This window comes from Rathayibacter sp. PhB1 (assembly GCF_004362935.1).
In the GTDB taxonomy this organism is placed as follows: domain Bacteria; phylum Actinomycetota; class Actinomycetes; order Actinomycetales; family Microbacteriaceae; genus Rathayibacter; species Rathayibacter festucae.
This window is the reverse complement of the sequence record NZ_SNYD01000005.1, coordinates 283,506-300,100: the sequence shown is the minus strand read 5'-3', so window position 1 is coordinate 300,100 and position 16,595 is coordinate 283,506. Positions and strand designations below refer to the sequence as shown.

The following is a 16,595-nucleotide window of genomic DNA, read 5'->3' as shown; positions in this document are numbered from 1 at the left end:
CCGCGGTCGCCAGGGACCGCGGCGCGGGCCGACCGGTCGGGGGCGTTCATGCTGGTCGAGTGGCCGGCCGGAGGCCGGCGTATCGAGACCCACCCCCGTCAGCAGGTGGGTTTGCAGGCGCTGGTCCTGACGCCCGTGGATCTCGATACGCCCGCTTCGCGGGCTACTCGATCAGCATGAGGGCCCCGCTCCGCGTGCTGCTCGATCAGCATGAGGGGCCCCGCCGCGCGGGCTGCGCGGTCAGCAGGTCGGCGGCAGCTCCGCGGCTGCTCGATCAGCAGGGGCGCGGGCCGTCAGGACGCCGCCGTCATGCGGGCGTAGCGGCCGCCGGCGGCCAGCAGCTCCTCGTGGGTGCCCTGCTCGAGGACGCGGCCGGCGTCGAGGACGACGATGCGGTCGGCCGAGCGGACGGTGCTCAGGCGGTGCGCGACGATCAGGGTCGTCCGGCCGGTGCGCAGCCGCTCGAGGGCGCCGCGCACCTCGGCCTCGGCGCGCGGGTCGAGGGCAGCGGTCGCCTCGTCGAGGATCAGCAGCCGCGGGTCGCGGATCAGCGCGCGGGCGATGGCGAGCCGCTGGCGCTGGCCGCCGGAGAGCTGCGCGCCGCGCTCGCCGACGGTCGTGTCCCAGCCGTCCGGGAGCTCCAGGACGAAGCCGGCGTTCGCCGCCCGCAGCGCCGCCTCGAGCCGGTCGTCGCCCGACTCCCCGGGGGCGGGCTCCGCGGCGCCGTAGAGGATGTTGTCGCGGATGCTCCCGCGGAACAGCACCGACTCCTGCGGCACCACCGAGACGAAGCGCCGGACCGTGCGCATGTCGAGGGTCGCGATGTCGAGGCCGTCGAGCAGGACCCGGCCCGCCGAGGGGCGCAGGAAGCCCAGCGCGAGCCGGGTCAGCGTCGACTTCCCCGAGCCGGAGGCGCCGACGAGCGCCACCGTCTCGCCCGCGGCGACGCGCAGGCTCACGTCCGACAGCACCGGCCGCTCGCCGTAGGAGAAGGAGACGTCCTCGAAGGCGAGGCTCCCCTCCAGCGCGTCGACGACGGCGCGGCCCTCGTTCCACTCCACGTCCGGGTCGGTGAGCACGCCGGCGATCGAGCGCTGCGAGGCGAGGCCGCGGGTGATCAGGGGCGCGGTCTGGAAGGCGCCGGTGATCGCCCCGGTCAGCAGGGCGAAGTACGAGCTGAGCAGCACCACCTCGCCGACGGTGATCGGGAGGGCGCCGGTCGCGCTCGCCCACGCCGCGGCGAAGAGCGAGCCCAGGGTGATCACCTGGTAGCTGCTCCAGGACAGCGCGCCGAAGCGCCCGTTCAGCCGGTCGAGCCGGGTGCCCGCCCGCTCGACCCGGTGCGCGGCCTCGACGACCCGCCGCACGGAGACCTGCTCCAGTCCGTGCGCACGGGTGACCTCCTGGAGCGAGGACATCTCGCCGACGGCCGAGGACATGGTCTCGACGTCGAGGCGGAAGGTCTCGTTGCTCGCGGCGGTGCGCGAGCGCAGCCAGAGGATCAGCCCGGCGGCGAGCGGCAGGGTCAGCGCCAGCACGGGCAGGAACTGGGGCACCCGCACCGCCGTCGCGACGCCGGCGCCGACGAGGATCACCAGCGCGTTGAGCAGCGGGCCGAACGCCTGCTGCAGCATCAGCTCCAGGTTCTCCACGTCGCGCACGATCTTGGTCTGGACCACCGACGCGCTGCCGCGGGAGTGGTAGCCGAACGACAGCAGCTGCAGCCGCACCGCCAGCGCCTCGCGCAGCCGGGCGCCCATCGAGCGCACGGAGGAGGAGAACAGCCGCACGAAGACGCCGTTCGCGGTGATGTTGACGGCGATCGTCGCTGCGCCCGCGGCGGCGGGAGCGAGGAGCGCCTCGGGCGGGTCGCCGGCGACGAGGGCGTCGACGACGGCCGCGGTCACGAGCGGGAGGATCCAGAGCGGGCTGTCCTTGACCGCGAATGCGAGCGCGGCGACGACCAGGCGGCCACGCGAGGGGCGGAGGGCCGAGCGGAGCGGGTGCTCGGCGTCGATCGCCGGTGCGGCGGTCACCGGGAGCCGGGCCGGGAGTGCGTGCGGGTGGATCTCGAGACGCCGGCTGGGCCGGCTGCTCGATCAGCATGGAGTGGGCGCTCATCGGCGGCATGGAGCGGGTGCTCGGCGGCAGCCGTCTCTGCGGGGGTGGATCTCGATACGCCGGCTGCGCCGGCTACTCGATCAGCATGGAGCGCGCCGGAGGCGGGCCCTGCATGCTGGTCGCGCAGCGCGCCGGAGGCGGGCCCTGCATGCTGGTCGCGCAGCGCGCCGGAGGGGGGCCCTGCATGCTGGTCGAGTAGGCCGCCGGAGGCGGGCGTATCGAGACCCCCGCGCCCGCCTGACGCCGACCCGTCGAGACCCGCCCGCTCAGCGGAGCCGCCGAGCAGGCCCGGCAGGTGCACGAGAGCCGCCGCGCCGATCAGCGGGCCGGCGCCGCCGAGGCCTGAGGCGCGGATCGACAGCCCGCGGGCGTAGTCGAAGACCGCGCGCTCGCACGCCGCCTCGCGCACGAGGTCGAGGTACGACGCCGTGACCGCCGAGAAGCCGCCGCCGACGGCGAAGTCATGGACGTCGAGCAGCGTCGCCACGTCGGCGATCGCCGTGCCGACGGCCGCGGCCGAGCGCGCCACCGCCGCGAGCGCCACCGGGTCGCCGGCCGCGGCCGCCCGCGCCAGCTCCTCGCCGGTCGTCCCCGCGAAGCCGCGGCGCCGCGCCCAGGCGACGCTGCTCGGTCCGGAGGCGATGCTCTCCAGCGTGCCGTCGCTCCCCTCCTCCGGGTCCGCGTCGCCGACGTGGATCTGCCCGATGTGCCCGGCGTTCCCGGAGCGGCCCGCGACCGCGCGGCCGTCGAGCACGATCCCGCCGCCGACCCCCGTCGAGACGACCAGGGCCACCGAGGACGCCGCGCCGCGGTTCGCGCCCACCCAGTGCTCGGCGAGCGCGATGCAGGTGCCGTCGAGCCGCAGGGCGACCGGCCGACCGGGCAGCAGCCGCTCGACCACCGCGCGCAGGGCGAACCCGTGCAGCAGCGGCAGGTTCTTCGGCCGGATGCGCCCCTCGGCGAGGTCGAGCGGGCCGGCGGAGCCGATCCCCGCGCCGACGACCGAGCCGGCACCCGCAGCGGCGAGCGCCTCCACGACGCACCCCTCCACTGCCGCGCCGAACTCCGCCGGGGTCAGCGCCGGCCCGGTCGGCCGCCGGCTGCGCGAGCCCGGCACGAGCACTCCGTCGGCGCGCACGAGCGCCGCCTCGATCTTGGTGCCGCCGACGTCGACGGCGATCGCGAGCTGCGGGGTCATCTCTTCCTCCGGAAGGTTCTTCTGGACGGCGCGGGTCGTGGCCGACGCGCGTCGCGATCAGCGCGGAGGAGCCGACCGGGAGGCGTGCGCCGGTCCCGGTCGGCTCCGTCGATCGCCGCGGAGAGCGCCGCGGAGAGTCGCCGCGGAGAGCGGCTCGTCAGCCCCAGTCGGCGACGAGCTGGTTGGCGGTGCGCAGCACGCTCGGCGAGACGAGCGCGGCAGGATCGAGCCCGGCCCCGCTCACCCGGAACGTCACCGACTCCCCGGGCAGCAGCGTGACCAGCTGGTCGTCGACGACCGCGGCCGGGTCGACCTTGTCGACGAGCAGCGTCAGGTCGCGCACGAGGTTCTCCGCGGTGACCGTCACCTCCGACCCGCCGTCGACGGCGCGCACCGAGGTCGTCAGCCGCGCCGCCTCGAGCGCGGAGTCGCGGTACTCGGCGAAGAACCAGAACGCGCGCTCCCCCGCGAACTCCGCGACGAGCAGCTCACCCGCCGCGTCGTCCGCGGCACCCACTCCGACCGGCACGGTGACGACGGACCGTGCGTCCAGCGACACCCCCTGCCGCTCCTCCGCGAGCACCGTCCCGTCGAAGCGCACCCGGCGCACGACCAGCTCGCCCGCCCACTCCTGAGCACTGTCGTTCACCGCGACGACCGCGAGCCCCGCGCCGCGCGGCTGCACGGTCAGCAGCCGGTCCGCGTAGACGTGCTTGAGCGCGTAGAGCAGCGGCTTCGCCGTCCCGTCGCCGTCGACCGCGGCCCAGGAGGTGACCGGCCAGCAGTCGTTCAGCTGCCAGACCACCGAGCCCATGCAGCGCGGGCTCTCGGAGCGCTGGTGCTCGATCGCCAGCGTGACGGCCAGCGCCTGGTTGAGCGACATCGCCCAGTGCCAGTCCTCGGTGTCGTCGGGCAGCGGGAGGTGCGCGACGAGTCCGTCGGTCAGCTTGTCGTTGCCGTCGGTCGCCTTCTGGTGGTGGATCATCCCGGGCGACTCGGGGGTCAGCGGCGAGTCCGAGATCGAGCGCTCGATGGTCGACCAGGAGGCCGGGCCCTGCCAGCCGAACTCGGCGACGAAGCGGGCGTGCACGTCGCGGTAGGCGGGGTAGTCGACCCGGTTCCACAGCTCCCAGAGGTGCACGGAGCCGTGGTCGACGTCGTTCGCGAAGATCGCGGTGTCGCCGGACCAGGGGCTGCCCGGCGTGTAGGAGCGCTCGGGGTCGAGCTCGGCGACCAGGCGCGGCAGCAGGTCGAGGTAGTAGCCCAGGCCCCAGGTGCGGCCCTGGAGGCGCTTCTCCCAGCCCCACTCCTCGTAGCCCCAGATGTTCTCGTTGTTGCCGTTCCAGAGCGCGAGGCTCGGGTGCGGCATGATCCGCGTCACGTTGTCGCGCACCTCCGCCTCGACCTCGCTCCAGAGCGGCTCCTCCTCGGCGTAGGAGGCGCAGGCGAAGAGGAAGTCCTGCCAGACGAGGATCCCGCGCTCGTCGCAGAGCTCGTAGAAGTCGTCGGACTCGAAGTAGCCGCCGCCCCAGATCCGCAGCAGGTTCATGTTCGCGAACTCGGCCTGGTCCATCCGGCGGGCGAGGCGGGCGCGGTCGACGCGGGTGATGAAGGCGTCGTCGGGGATCCAGTTGGCGCCGCGGATCCAGACCGGCTCGCCGTTGACGACGAAGCGGAACGAGGTGCCCTCCTCGTCGCGGTCCAGCTGCACCTCGATCGTGCGGAAGCCGATCCGCAGCGTCCGGCCGTCGACGACCGCGCCGCCGACGCGCGCCTCGACGTCGAGCAGCGAGAGCGGCTGCTCGCCGAAGCCGCGCGGCCACCACAGCGCCGCGTCCGCCACCGCGAGCTCGAGCACCGCCGAGCGCTCGCCGGCCGGCACGGTGACGGAGGCGGTCACGCCGTCGACGCTCGCCGTCAGCTCCACCTCGTCCTCCGTCGTCCGCTCCAGGTCGACGTGCACGGCGACGCGGCCGGTCGTCCCGTCGACCGTCACGACCGGCCGGACCGCGGCGAGCCGCGCCTCGCTCCAGGCGTGCAGCGAGACCGGCTTCCACATCCCGACCGAGGCCGCGTCGAGCCCCCAGTCCCAGCCGAAGTTGCAGGCGGCCTTCCGCAGCGCGTTGAAGGGGTGCGAGTAGGTGTGCGGGCGGTAGCCGATCTCGAGGCTGGCCCGGTCGGCCTCCGCGATCGGCGAGGCGAAGCGGACGACGAGCGCGTTGTCGCCCTCCACCAGCAGCCCGTCGACGGCGAAGCGGTACGTGCGGTGCTGGTTCCGGGTGCTCGCGACGACGGTCCCGTTCAGCGTGATCGTCGCGACCGTGTCCAGGCCCTCGAAGACCAGCTCGTGCCGGTCGTGCCCGTCCGGCGACCAGGCGAAGACGGACGCGTACTCCCAGTCGGTCTCGCCGATCCAGGTGACCTTCTTCTCGTTCTGGTCGAGGTACGGGTCCGGGATCAGGCCGGCGGCGAGGAGGTCGGTGTGCACGAGTCCGGGGACGGTCGCCGGGACCGTCGCGCCCGCGATCTCCGCGGGGATCGGGCCGCGGAGGGCGCGCACGCTCCAGCCGTCGTGCAGGGGGCGGAGGGTGGCCGAGAGGCGCTCGGTGCTGGTGTGGGTCACTTGGTGGCTCCTGAGGTCAGTCCGTTGTAGATGAAGCGCTGGAGGAAGAGGAAGGCGATGAGCGTCGGGACGATGACGAGGATCGTCCCGGCGGCGATGACCTCCCACTGTGCTCCGAAGGGGCCCATGAAGCGGAAGAGCGAGGTCGAGATGACCCCGAGATCCTGCGAGGGCATGTAGAGGAAGGGGATGTAGAACTCGTTGTAGACCGCGATCCCCTTGATGATCACGACCGTGGCGATCGCCGGCTTCAGCAGCGGCAGCACGATCCGCCAGTAGACGGTGAAGCGGCTGGCGCCGTCGAGCATCGCCGCCTCGTCGAGCGAGACCGGGATCGACTGCATGAACTGCAGGAAGATGTAGATCGCGACGATGTCGGTGCCGGTGAAGAGCAGGATCGCCGACCAGCGGGTGTTGAAGAGGTCGAGGGCGTTGATCACCTGGAAGGTCGCCACCTGGGTCGTCACCGACGGCACCAGGGTCGCGAGCAGGAACAGCCCCGTGACGAGCCGGCGCCCGCGGAAGCGGAAGCGGTCGATCGCGTAGGCGGCCATGGTGCCGATCAGGATCGTGCCCGCCACCGACACCAGCAGGATGATGCCGGTGTTGAGGAACCCGGTCACCATCCCGCCCTGGCTGAAGGCGATCGCGAAGTTCTCGAAGTTGAACCAGTTGCTCGGCGGGACGAGCGGACCGGTGCTGCGGTACTCCGTCGACGTCTTGAAGGCGAGCATGAAGATCGTGACGATCGGCACCAGCGCGAACAGGCAGGCGACGATCAGCGACGCGTACTTGCCGATCGCGCCGAGCATCGAGCCGCGCCGGGGCCGGCGGGAGCCTCGCGCGGCGGGGGTCACCGGCAGGCCGGTGACGGCCTCCGTGCGGGGCTGCGTGGTGGTCATTCCTGGCCCGCCTTCTCGTCGGGGAACACGCGGCGCTGCACCGCGGTGATGATCAGCACGATCGCCAGCAGGACGACGGCCATCGCCGAGGCGAGGCCGACCTTCGAGTAGCGGAACGCGGTGTCGACGGTCTGGATCACGAAGGTCTCCGACCCGTTGGCGCCGCCGGTCATGATGTACGGCATCTCGAACGCCGACAGGGCGCCCGCGATCGCGAGGATGAAGGACAGCCCGAGGATCCGGCGGATGCTGGGCACGATGATGAAGCGGAACTTGTCGAACGACGTCGCGCCGTCGATGTCCGCGGCCTCGTACTGCTCCTCCGGCACCGACTGGATCGCGCCGAGGAACAGCACGAAGTTCAGCCCCATGTAGCGCCAGACCGAGGTCGCGGCCAGCGAGACGTTGACGACCGACGGGTCGCCGAGCCACTGCGGGGTGTCCTGCACGCCGAAGGCGCCGAGCACGGCGTCGAGGGTGCCGTCTGGCCGGAAGAAGTAGAGGAACATCAGCCCGATCGCGACCCCGTTGATCAGGTACGGGAAGAAGATGACGCCCTTGAAGAAGTTGCGGAACCGGGTCTGGAAGCTGAGCAGCGTCGCGAAGAACAGCGCGAGCCCGAGCTGCGCGACCGCGCCGGCCAGGTAGAAGAGGCTGACGAAGAAGACCTGGAAGATCTCGGGCCGGGTGAAGATCTCGACGTAGTTCTCGAGGCCGACGAACGTCTTGTCCGGGTCGAGGCCGTCCCAGTCGGTGACGCTGTACCAGAACATGTTCGCGACCGGGATGTAGGTCAGGACGACGAGGAACGCCAGAGGCACGGCGAGGAACAGCCAGGGCGTGCTGCGGCGCCCGGTCAGCCGCTGGCGGCGGCCGGAGGGCCTGTCGCCGCGACGGCCGCCGCCGGCCCGCTTGCTCGCTCCGACCTCGAGGGGCGGAGCGTCGGTGATCGCCATGTCGATCCTTTCGGCATCCCGGGGAATGCGGTCGTGAGGGGGTGGGGAGGGGCGACCCGCGAGTGGCGGGTCGCCCCCGGGGCGGAAGGCGCGGCTGCTACTCCGCGACGTCCGCGCGGGCCGCGGCCCAGCGCGAGTTGAGGTCGTCGAAGAGCGACTGCTTGTCGCCGTCGCCGGCGCCGCGGGCCGCGTCGATCAGCTTCTGGCGGTAGGAGTTGCCGAAGAGGTCGATCTCGGCCTCGTTGGCGATGTCGTTGATGACGGCCTCCTTGCCGACCGGGTCGGGGGCGAGCTCGAGGTAGGTCACGCCGAGCGCGTCGAAGTCGGCGAGGGTGTCGGGCGCCGGGTCCGAGATCACCGGGCTGATTGCGCCCTGGCTGGCGGCGAAGCCGGAGTCCTCGGTGAACCAGTCGATCCAGGCCCGGGCGGTCGCCTTGTTGTCGGAGTTCTTGTTGATCGCGAGGAACTTGTCCGAGGCGGTCACCGAGGTGAACGCACCGTCCTGGGTCCACGGCATCGGCCAGAAGCCGATGGTGTCGCGGGGCTTGCCGGCCTTCTCGGCGGCGTCCTGCATCTGCGAGACGGCCCAGGAGCCGAGGACCATCGAGCCGATCTCGCCCTGGGCGAGGAGGTCCTTCGACTCCTCCCAGTTCGTGGTGGTCGGGTCGTCCTCGCTGAGGCCGGCGGCGACCGTGTCGTAGAGCAGACCGTCGATGTTGTACTGGTCGTTACCCTCGGTCCAGGGCGCGTCGTCGGCGATCATCTCGGTGCGGACGTCCTCGCCCTGCACCGTGCCGAGGTTGCCCTCGATGGTCGCGAGCGGCCAGCCGTCCTTGTAGTTCGTGTAATAGGGAGTGACGCCGGTCGCCTTGATCGCCTCGAGGTCGGCCAGGTACTCCTCCTCGGTGGTGGGCGGAGTGGTGACGCCGGCCGCCGCCCAGACGTCGCGGTTGAAGACGTAGCCCATCGCGGAGCCGAAGGTCGAGATGCCGTAGGCGGTGCCGTCGAACGAGCCCTCGTTCGTGAAGCGGTACTTCTCAGAGAGCTCGTCGGTCGAGCCGAGCGGCTCGAAGTAGTTCGCGTAGTCGTCCTTCGTGACGTTGGAGCTCGGGATGAGCAGCACGTCGCCGTAGTCCTTCGAGTTCAGGCGGATCTTGGTGTCGCCCTCGTAGTCGGTGAGCGCCTCGAACTTCACGGTGGTGCCGGGGTACTGCTTCTCGAAGGCCGAGGCGTAGTCGGCGAACGTGGTGTCGACCAGGTCGGTGCGGTTGGTCAGCACGGTGATCTCGCCGGCGGGCTCGCCGGAGTCGTTGCTCGCGCCGGCGGAGCAGCCGGACAGCACGAGCGAGGCCGATGCGGCGACGGCGGCGAGGCCGATCAGCGTGCTGCGGCGGGCGGGCGCCGGGCGGCGGGTGGTGGGTCGGTGCACAGGAGTTCTCCTCGGTGGGCCGTCGCCGCCTTCGGCGACGGGAGGTGGTGGTGGGAACGGAGGGGTGGTGCGGGGGTGGTGCCGGCTGCGGCTCGCGGCTAGTGGCGGCCGAGCCACCACTGCCAGAGGCTCGGCAGGTACTTCTTCACCAGCGACTCCAGCCACGAGGGCACGGACGGCGCGGGGGTCGGAGTGGGCGACGGGGTCGCGGTGGGCGGGGTGGTGGGCGTGGCCGTGGGAGTCGCGGTGGGCGTCGCGGTCGGCGTCGCGGTGGGGGTGGCCGTCGGCGTCGCGGTCGGCGTCGGCGTCGCGGTGGGCGGAGCGGTCGGAGTGGGCGTCGGCGTCGGCATGGTCGTCTCCGCCACGACGGTCTCGACGTCGTCGAGCACCAGCGAGCCCGCGCCCGAGCCGTTCACGTACAGCGCGTACTGCGTGACCGAGGTGAGGTCGAGGTCGGCCGGCGGCGCCCAGGCGGGCGGCGCGAAGTCCTCGAACGGGATCTCGATCCGCTGCACGCCGTCGGCGGACGGGGTGACCGTCGCCTCCCAGTACGCGCCGTTCGCGACGAACTGCACCGCGAGCGGCACCGCCCGGTCGGCGTCGACCGTGAGCGACAGGCCGGAGTAGCCCCACCAGTTCTGCGCGGCGTCGAAGGTCCGCACCGTGCCGGCGTAACCGGCCGTGCCGGTGTCGTAGTCGAAGCGAGCGGCGCTCGTGTCGTTCGCGGGGCTCGGCACCAGCGTCGGCGTGATGGAACCGCCGCCGGTGTTCCGGACGTAGGCGGCCTGCAGCGCGGCGTCGTCGGCGTAGCCGTCGAAGTCCTCGACCACGACCGGCTCGGTCGGCAGCGCCGCCGTGCTGAAGGTGCGCGTCGCCGACGCCGTGGCGCCGAGCCCGTTCACCGCGGAGACCTGCCAGTAGTACCGCGTCTCCGGGTCGAGCTCGACCGGGGGCCGGTAGCTCGTGGCCGAGAGCCCGGTCGTCGAGACCAGCGGATCCGCGAGGTCACTCGAGCTGGAGAGGACGAAGCGGTAGTACGCGGCGTCCGCGGCCGGCTCCCACGAGAAGGTCGGCGTGGCGGTGACGTCCGCCGTGCCCTCGGCGGGCGCCCCGAGCGCGGGAGCCGCGGGCAGGCCGAACGGCGCGGCGTTCGGCGAGTACAGGCTGACTGCGCCGATCTGCGGCGTCCACACCTCGCCCGCGCCCTGCGGCCAGGAGATCCGGAGCCGGTTCACGCCGGTCAGGTCGCGGACCGAGTAGGTGTACTCGCGCCAGTTCCCGGTGCCGCCGCGCGTCTCGACGGCGAGCGGCGTCCAGGTCGTGCCGTCCGCCGATCCCTCGACCGCGAGCGGCACGACCGGCTGGTCGGGCCAGTACCAGGCGGTGATGTCGGCGCCGCTGATGTCGTCGAAGGCGTACTCGAGGCTCGCCGGGTCGGCGCTGTCGCGCTTGACCCGGGAGGCGTCGCCGCCGAAGAGCGCGGGATTGCCGGTGTCGAACGAGAGGCTGCCGGTGTGGGCCGCCGTCCGGGAGAAGTCGTCCAGCGGGTCGACGAGCGCGACCTGGGCGGCGGCGCTCGTGATCGTCGCCCGCTGCAGCACGCCGGTGCTCCAGCTCACCCGCACCCGGTCGCCGGAGAGGCCGGTCGCGGCGACGACGCTCGCGCCGTCGCGCTCGGTGGTCGTGGTGGCGGCGTCGGTCCAGGTCTGCCCGTCGCTGCTCGTCGCCACGGTGATCGCGGACGGGTCCGAGACGACGAACTCCGCCGCGCCGATCCCGTCGCGCTGCCAGGTGACGCTCGCGGCGCCGGTCGCGCTGACGACGCCGCCCGCGGGGGTCGGCGCGATCTCCGCGTTCTCGTGGCCGGCGGTCAGCAGCCAGCTCTGCAGCGGGTCGACCAGCACGGCACCGCCGGCGGCGGCGGCGACCGCGTCGGAGGCGGGACCGCGCTGGTCGTCGTCGCCCACCGGGACGACGCGGTAGCGCACGCCGGCCGGGGAGTCGTAATCCGTGACGGGCGAGGCCGAGGCCGAGACGGCTCCGTCCGTCACGTCGCTCCAGTCGCCGCCGGTCGAGCGCTGCACCAGGTAGCCGGTGGCTCCCGCGGTGCCGCGCCAGGAGACCTCGTTGATCCCGTAGTCCTGCTCGATCGCGATGATCAGCGGGGCGCCGAGCTCGAGCTCGCCGGGCGTGCTGCCCGTGGCGGTGCCGTACTGCTCGATCGCGTCGACGCTCTCCTGCTCGCGCGAGGTCTCGCCCGGGTAGTGCAGGGTGAAGCCGTCGTCGTGCGGCACGAAGCCGCCGCGGTCGTTGTTGCCGAACAGCGACCAGAAGAAGGTGCCCGAGACGTTCGGGTCGGCCGCGGCCGCGCCGAGGAGGTCCTCGCTCGCGGCCGTCGAGGCGTACTCGCCGGCGATGTAGACCTTGTCCGCGCCGGCGACCGTCGCGGCGTCGGCCGAGACCCGCTCGGCGGTCGGCGGGTAGTAGTGCACGTCGACGATGTCGAGGTCGGGCGCCGCGAGGGTGTCCGGGTCGATGTCGAAGCGGCGGCCGGCGGCGACGAGCTGCTCGGGCGCCTGCTCCTTGATGTGGGCGACCTGCGCGTTGATCCAGTCGAGGGTCATCCCCTCGAGCTCGTTGCCCAGCTCCCAGGCCATGATCGTCGGGTCGTCGACGAAGCGCGTCCCGGTGATCGTGTTGGTGTGGCCGAGGATCACGTCGACGTAGTCCTGGTACGCGGCGATCGCGGCCGGGTCGGAGTAGAAGTCGTCCGACTCCAGCCCGAGCGGGGTCGTGAAGTCGCGGTGACCGCCGTGGTAGTACGCCCACTCGTCGGTGAGGGGCAGCACCAGGCGGATGCCGAGGGTGCCCGCGTAGGCGACGGCGAAGTCGATGGTGCGGAACGCCTCCTCGTTGTACTCGCCGAGGCGCGGCATCAGGGCCAGCGGGTCCTCGTCGTTCTGCCCGGTCGAGGTCATCATGTGCGAGCGGACGACGGTGACGCCCAGCTGCGCGGCGGTGTCCAGGGCGTCCTTGATCCGGAAGTAGGTGGGGTAGTCGACGCCGCCCACGTTCTCGTCGAGGCCGAGCCAGTAGATGTTGGTGCCGCTGGCGCGGAACCGCTCGCCGTCGAGGGTCAGGGCGCTGCCGTCGCGCTGCACGAAGGCGGTGTTCTCGCTCGTCCAGTCGGCGGCGGCCGTCTCCGCCGAGGCCGTCGGCGCCGCTGCCGGCGCGAGGACGACCAGCGAGCCGGCCGTGACGGCCAGCAGCGCGGCTCCAGCGAGGGAGCGGCGCAGAGGGACCCGCGAGAACGCGGAGGGGGTGCGGTGGGCACGTGTCATGGGTTAGCCAGGCTCCTTCGACCGGTGACGTGTCTCGGCGCCGCAGCTGATCGGGAGTCGATCACCGCGGCGACGTGCCCAGAGTCGCTGATGCTCCTGCCCCGCGTCAAGTACAAAGATTAATAATTTATGTAAAGATCGGGCATGGCGAAACAGCGTCGACGCGACCGTTCCCGGGACTCAGGCTCCGTGGGACCCGGGCTGCGCCGGTGCGCTCGTAGTGCCGCGCGCCACCACCACGACCGGCGGGCTGGCGATCGATCCGCTCGCCGACTCGGCGATCTCGCTCAGCAGCTCCTGGCCGGTCAGCATGCCGATCACCTGCACGTCGTGCGAGACCGCCGAGAGCGGCGGCTCGCTCAGCTGGCACTGCGCGGAGTCGTCCCAGGCCAGCAGCGACATCGCCCCCGGCACGTCGAGCCCGAGCTCCCGCGCCGCGTCGAGCGCGCCGATCGCCATCAGGTCGCTGTCCAGGATCACCGCGGTCGCCGGCTGCGACTCCTCCGCCAGCGAGCGCAGCGCCCGCCCGCCGGATTCGCGCGAGTAGTCGCCCGAGCGCTCGACCGCCTCGAGGCCCCGCTCCGCGCACTCGCGGAGGAAGCACTCGCGCCGGATGCGCGTGTGCAGCAGCTCCTCCGGCCCGCCGACGTGCGCGATCCGCTCGTGGCCGAGGTCGGCGAGGAACTGCACCGCGTCGCGCATCGCGTCGTCGTCGTTCGTCCAGACCGCGCGCAGCTCGCGCGCCGCGGAGGGTGGACCCACGATCACCGCGGGCAGCCCGAGCTCGCGCACCAGCGCCGGACGCGGGTCGTCCACCTCGAGGTCGACGAGCACGACGCCGTCGACCTCGCCGTCGCGGGCCCAGCGCCGGTAGGTCTCGATCTCCGCGTCGCGGTCGGGCAGCACGTTCAGCAGCACCGAGTGCCCGGCCGGGCGGACCGCGTGCTCCACCCCCGCGATGAACTCGTGGAAGTACGGCTCGGCGCCCATGATCTCGGTGGCGCGGACGAGGGCGAGCCCGAGGGGCCGCGGCGGTCTCGGATCGGTCATGGCGGCTCTCTCTCGGACGGGCGGTACCAGCGTAGGCGCGGGCGCGGGCCGCGGCGCCCGGTCCCGTACGCTGGCGGTCGAGCGGTGAGGAGCAGGCATGGCGCGTCGTGAGGCGACCCCCGCGGCTCCGGGCAGCCGCGCCCTCGTCGTCGACCTGATCCGCTCCTCCGGGCCGATCAGCCGCGTCGAGCTCACCTCGGCGACCGGCCTCACCCAGCCGTCGATCTCGCTGATCGTGCGCAAGCTGCTGACCGACGGCATCGTCCGCGAGACCGGCTCCACGGCCAGCGGCGGCAAGCCGCGGCAGATGCTCGAGATCAACACCCGGGCGCGGATCGGCGTCGGCGTCCAGCTCGGCTTCGAGTCGATCACCTTCGTGGCGACCGACGCCGGCGGCGGCGTGCTCGCGCGCCAGCAGATCCGCGGGGCGGCGCTCGCGGCCCCGGAGGAGGTCACCCGGCGGATCGTCGACGGCTACGCCGCGTTCGTCCGCGGCACCGGCCTCGACCGCCGCACCATCGCCGGCGTCGCGGTCGTCGCCCCCGGCCCGATCGACCAAGCCGCCGGCCGGATCCTCGGCCCGCCCACCCTGCAGGGCTGGCGCGACTTCCCGCTGCGCGAGGAGCTCGGCGCCGGCTTCGGCATCCCGATCCTGCTCGACAACGACGCGGCCGCCGCCGCCATCGGCGAGTTCTGGAGCCGCGGCGTCTCGCGGCACGAGACCTTCGGCAGCATCTACATCGGCACCGGGATCGGCGCCGGCATCGTCCTCGACGGCGCGCTCTTCCGCGGCGCGAGCTCCAACGCCGCCGAGATCGGCCACATCACCATCGCCCCGGGCGGCCGGGAGTGCTTCTGCGGCAACATCGGCTGCCTCGAGCGCTACGCGGCGCCCTCCGTCGTGGTCGAGGACGCGGGAGCGGACCGCGACTCGTTCGCCGACCTCGACCTCACCTTCGAGGTGGAGCAGAACGCCCGCGACTTCGACGTGCTGAGCCTCGCCGCGATCAACGGCCACCCCGCCGCGGAGGCGCTGCTGCAGCGATCCGCCGGGCACCTCGCCGACGGCGCCGTCACCCTCGCCAACCTCTTCGACCTCGACGCGCTCGTCCTCACCGGCCCCGGCGTCGCGATCGCCGGCTCGATCTACACGCGGGCGCTGCGCTCCCGGCTGGAGGCCCGCCGCTTCGCCCGCCGCGCGCACCCGATCAGCGTCGAGCTGTCCGCGAACCCGCGCGACGCCGCGGCGATCGGCGCCTCCTCCCTCGTGCTGCAGAGCACGCTCTCGCCCGGCCACGGGCCCGTGCTGCACCAGCCGGCATGACGGTCGTCGTCACTCCGGGCGGAGCCGTGCGCGGCCGGGTGCTCGAGACGCCGGACGGCGCGGTGCACGCCTTCCTCGGCGTGCCGTACCTGCGCGTGGCCGAGCGCTTCCGGCCCGGCGTCGCGGTGGAGCCCTGGGCGGGTGTGCGCCCGGCGACCTCGCGCGGGCCGATCGCGCCGCAGCCGTTCGCGGACGCGCCCGTCTCCGAGCGGGACTCGCTGCACCTGAACATCTGGACGCCGGATCCCGCCGCCCGCGACCTGCCGGTCTTCGTCTGGGTGCACGGCGGCCTGCACATCGTCGGGTCGAACGCGGAGCCGCTCTCCGACGGCGCGCGCCTCGCCGCCGCGGGCCGGATGATCGTCGTCTCCGTCAACCACCGCCTCGGCGCCCTCGGCTTCCTGACCCTCGAGCACCTGCTCGGCGCGGAGTACGCCGACTCCGCGAACCTCGCCCTGCTGGATGTCATCGCCGCGCTCCGCTGGGTGCGCTCGGGCATCGCCGCGTTCGGCGGGGACCCGTCGCGGGTGACCCTCGCCGGGCAGTCCGCGGGCGCGGTGCTGGTGTCGGCGCTGCTCGCCGCGCCCGCTGCCTCCGGTCTGTTCCGGCGGGCGGTGCTGCAGAGCGGCAATCCGGAGCGGATCGGGACTCGGGCGTACGGCGAGGGTGTCACCGCCGAGCTGCTCTCGCTCGTGGGCCTGGCGGACGACCCGTCGCGGCTGCTCACGCTGCCCTGGGAGGAGGTGGTCGCCGCCCAGCAGCGGCTGATCGAGCGGCGCTCGGCCGGCCACCCGAACCCGACGCCCGCCTTCCGGCCGAGCCTCGACGGCCGCGTGCTGCCCGCGGCGCCCGTGGACGCGGTCGCCGCCGGAGCGTCCTCGACGGTGGATCTGATCGTCGGCACGAACGTGAACGAGGGCTCCGGCTTCGTCGATCCCGGCGGCCCGGACCCATCGCCGGAGCTCCTCGAGCGCGAGCTGGCGCTGCTCCTGCCGCACTGGCCCGCGTCGCGCGGCCACCGGACGGAGGCGTTCGCCGCCGCCCTGCGCGCCGACCTCGGCCGCGAGGTGTCCGGTGCCGAGCTGCTCGAGGCGTGCCTCGCCGAGACGATCTACCGGCAGCCCAGCCAGCGCCTCCTCGACGCCCGCGCCGGCGCCACCGGCTCCACCCGTGCCTACCTCTTCACCTGGGAGCAGCCCGCCTCCGCCGGCGCGCGGCGGGCCGGCCACTCCCTCGAGCTGCCGTTCCTCTTCCGTCACCTCGACGACTCGGACGTCGCCCGCACCGAGGTCGGCGACGCCGCCCCCACGTCCCTCCGCGACACCCTCACCCGCCACTGGTCCGCCTTCGCCGCCACCGGCGCCCCCGGCCCCGACTGGCCCGAGTACGCCACCACCCGCGCGACCCTCCTCCTCGCAGAGTCGCCCCGCGTCGCCCACGCCCCTCGCGACGCCGTCCGCCGCCTGGCCGTGTCGTCCCGCCCGCCGACCCCCTGATCCCGCGCGCCGGACCCCCGCGTCAGAACAGGAGTCTGCAGACCCGCCCTCCTGACGACCGCGGGTCTCGATACGCCGCTGAGCGGCTACTCGACCAGCATGCGGCGGGCGGCCGACGGAAGGGCGACGCAGCCTCCGGCTGCTCCCCCCTCTGC

10 protein-coding genes are annotated in these 16,595 nt (G+C 73.2%); 2 read left to right on the top strand and 8 right to left on the bottom strand.

Annotation, left to right across the window (positions count from 1 at the left end; translation table 11 throughout):
- Positions 1 to 293: 293 nt before the first annotated feature.
- The 8 genes from EDF17_RS14485 to EDF17_RS14450 all read right to left on the bottom strand — a co-directional run bounded on the left by EDF17_RS14485 (position 294) and on the right by EDF17_RS14450 (position 13,620).
- Positions 294 to 2,036 carry an ABC transporter ATP-binding protein gene (locus EDF17_RS14485; protein WP_123447318.1) on the bottom strand — a complete coding sequence of 581 codons (1,743 nt, stop codon included), beginning with the start codon at positions 2,034 to 2,036 and terminating at the stop codon, positions 294 to 296.
- Positions 2,033 to 3,319, bottom strand: a complete 1,287-nt coding sequence (locus tag EDF17_RS14480) for an ROK family protein (protein ID WP_185019997.1) — start codon at positions 3,317 to 3,319, stop codon at positions 2,033 to 2,035. Before EDF17_RS14480 ends, EDF17_RS14485 begins: the two co-directional genes overlap by 4 nt.
- 157 nt (positions 3,320 to 3,476) lie before the next feature.
- Entirely contained in the window at positions 3,477 to 5,942 is a 2,466-nt protein-coding gene (locus EDF17_RS14475) for a glycoside hydrolase family 2 protein (RefSeq protein WP_123447317.1), read from the bottom strand.
- The gene (locus tag EDF17_RS14470; RefSeq protein WP_208110628.1) at positions 5,939 to 6,754 is read right to left on the bottom strand and encodes a carbohydrate ABC transporter permease; all 816 of its coding nucleotides are present in this window, start codon (positions 6,752 to 6,754) and stop codon (positions 5,939 to 5,941) included. The genes EDF17_RS14475 and EDF17_RS14470 overlap by 4 nt, the downstream gene beginning before the upstream one ends.
- 86 nt (positions 6,755 to 6,840) lie before the next feature.
- Positions 6,841 to 7,800 carry a sugar ABC transporter permease gene (locus EDF17_RS14465; protein WP_123447315.1) on the bottom strand — a complete coding sequence of 320 codons (960 nt, stop codon included), beginning with the start codon at positions 7,798 to 7,800 and terminating at the stop codon, positions 6,841 to 6,843.
- A 97-nt stretch (positions 7,801 to 7,897) separates the two neighbouring features.
- Complete coding sequence (locus EDF17_RS14460; protein WP_123447314.1) at positions 7,898 to 9,229, bottom strand: ABC transporter substrate-binding protein; 1,332 nt, start codon at positions 9,227 to 9,229, stop codon at positions 7,898 to 7,900.
- A 98-nt stretch (positions 9,230 to 9,327) separates the two neighbouring features.
- Complete coding sequence (locus EDF17_RS14455) at positions 9,328 to 12,570, bottom strand: carbohydrate binding domain-containing protein (RefSeq protein WP_123447313.1); 3,243 nt, start codon at positions 12,568 to 12,570, stop codon at positions 9,328 to 9,330.
- Between the two features lie 180 nt (positions 12,571 to 12,750).
- Positions 12,751 to 13,620 carry a substrate-binding domain-containing protein gene (locus tag EDF17_RS14450; RefSeq protein ID WP_123447312.1) on the bottom strand — a complete coding sequence of 290 codons (870 nt, stop codon included), beginning with the start codon at positions 13,618 to 13,620 and terminating at the stop codon, positions 12,751 to 12,753.
- A 97-nt stretch (positions 13,621 to 13,717) separates the two neighbouring features.
- Between EDF17_RS14450 and EDF17_RS14445 the strand changes: the two genes are divergently transcribed.
- Both EDF17_RS14445 and EDF17_RS14440 read left to right on the top strand, forming a co-directional pair.
- The gene (locus EDF17_RS14445; RefSeq protein ID WP_123447311.1) at positions 13,718 to 14,944 is read left to right on the top strand and encodes an ROK family transcriptional regulator; all 1,227 of its coding nucleotides are present in this window, start codon (positions 13,718 to 13,720) and stop codon (positions 14,942 to 14,944) included.
- A complete protein-coding gene (locus EDF17_RS14440; protein ID WP_123447310.1) occupies positions 14,941 to 16,440 on the top strand; it encodes a carboxylesterase family protein in 1,500 nt (499 codons plus the stop codon). Before EDF17_RS14445 ends, EDF17_RS14440 begins: the two co-directional genes overlap by 4 nt.
- Positions 16,441 to 16,595 lie beyond the last annotated feature (155 nt).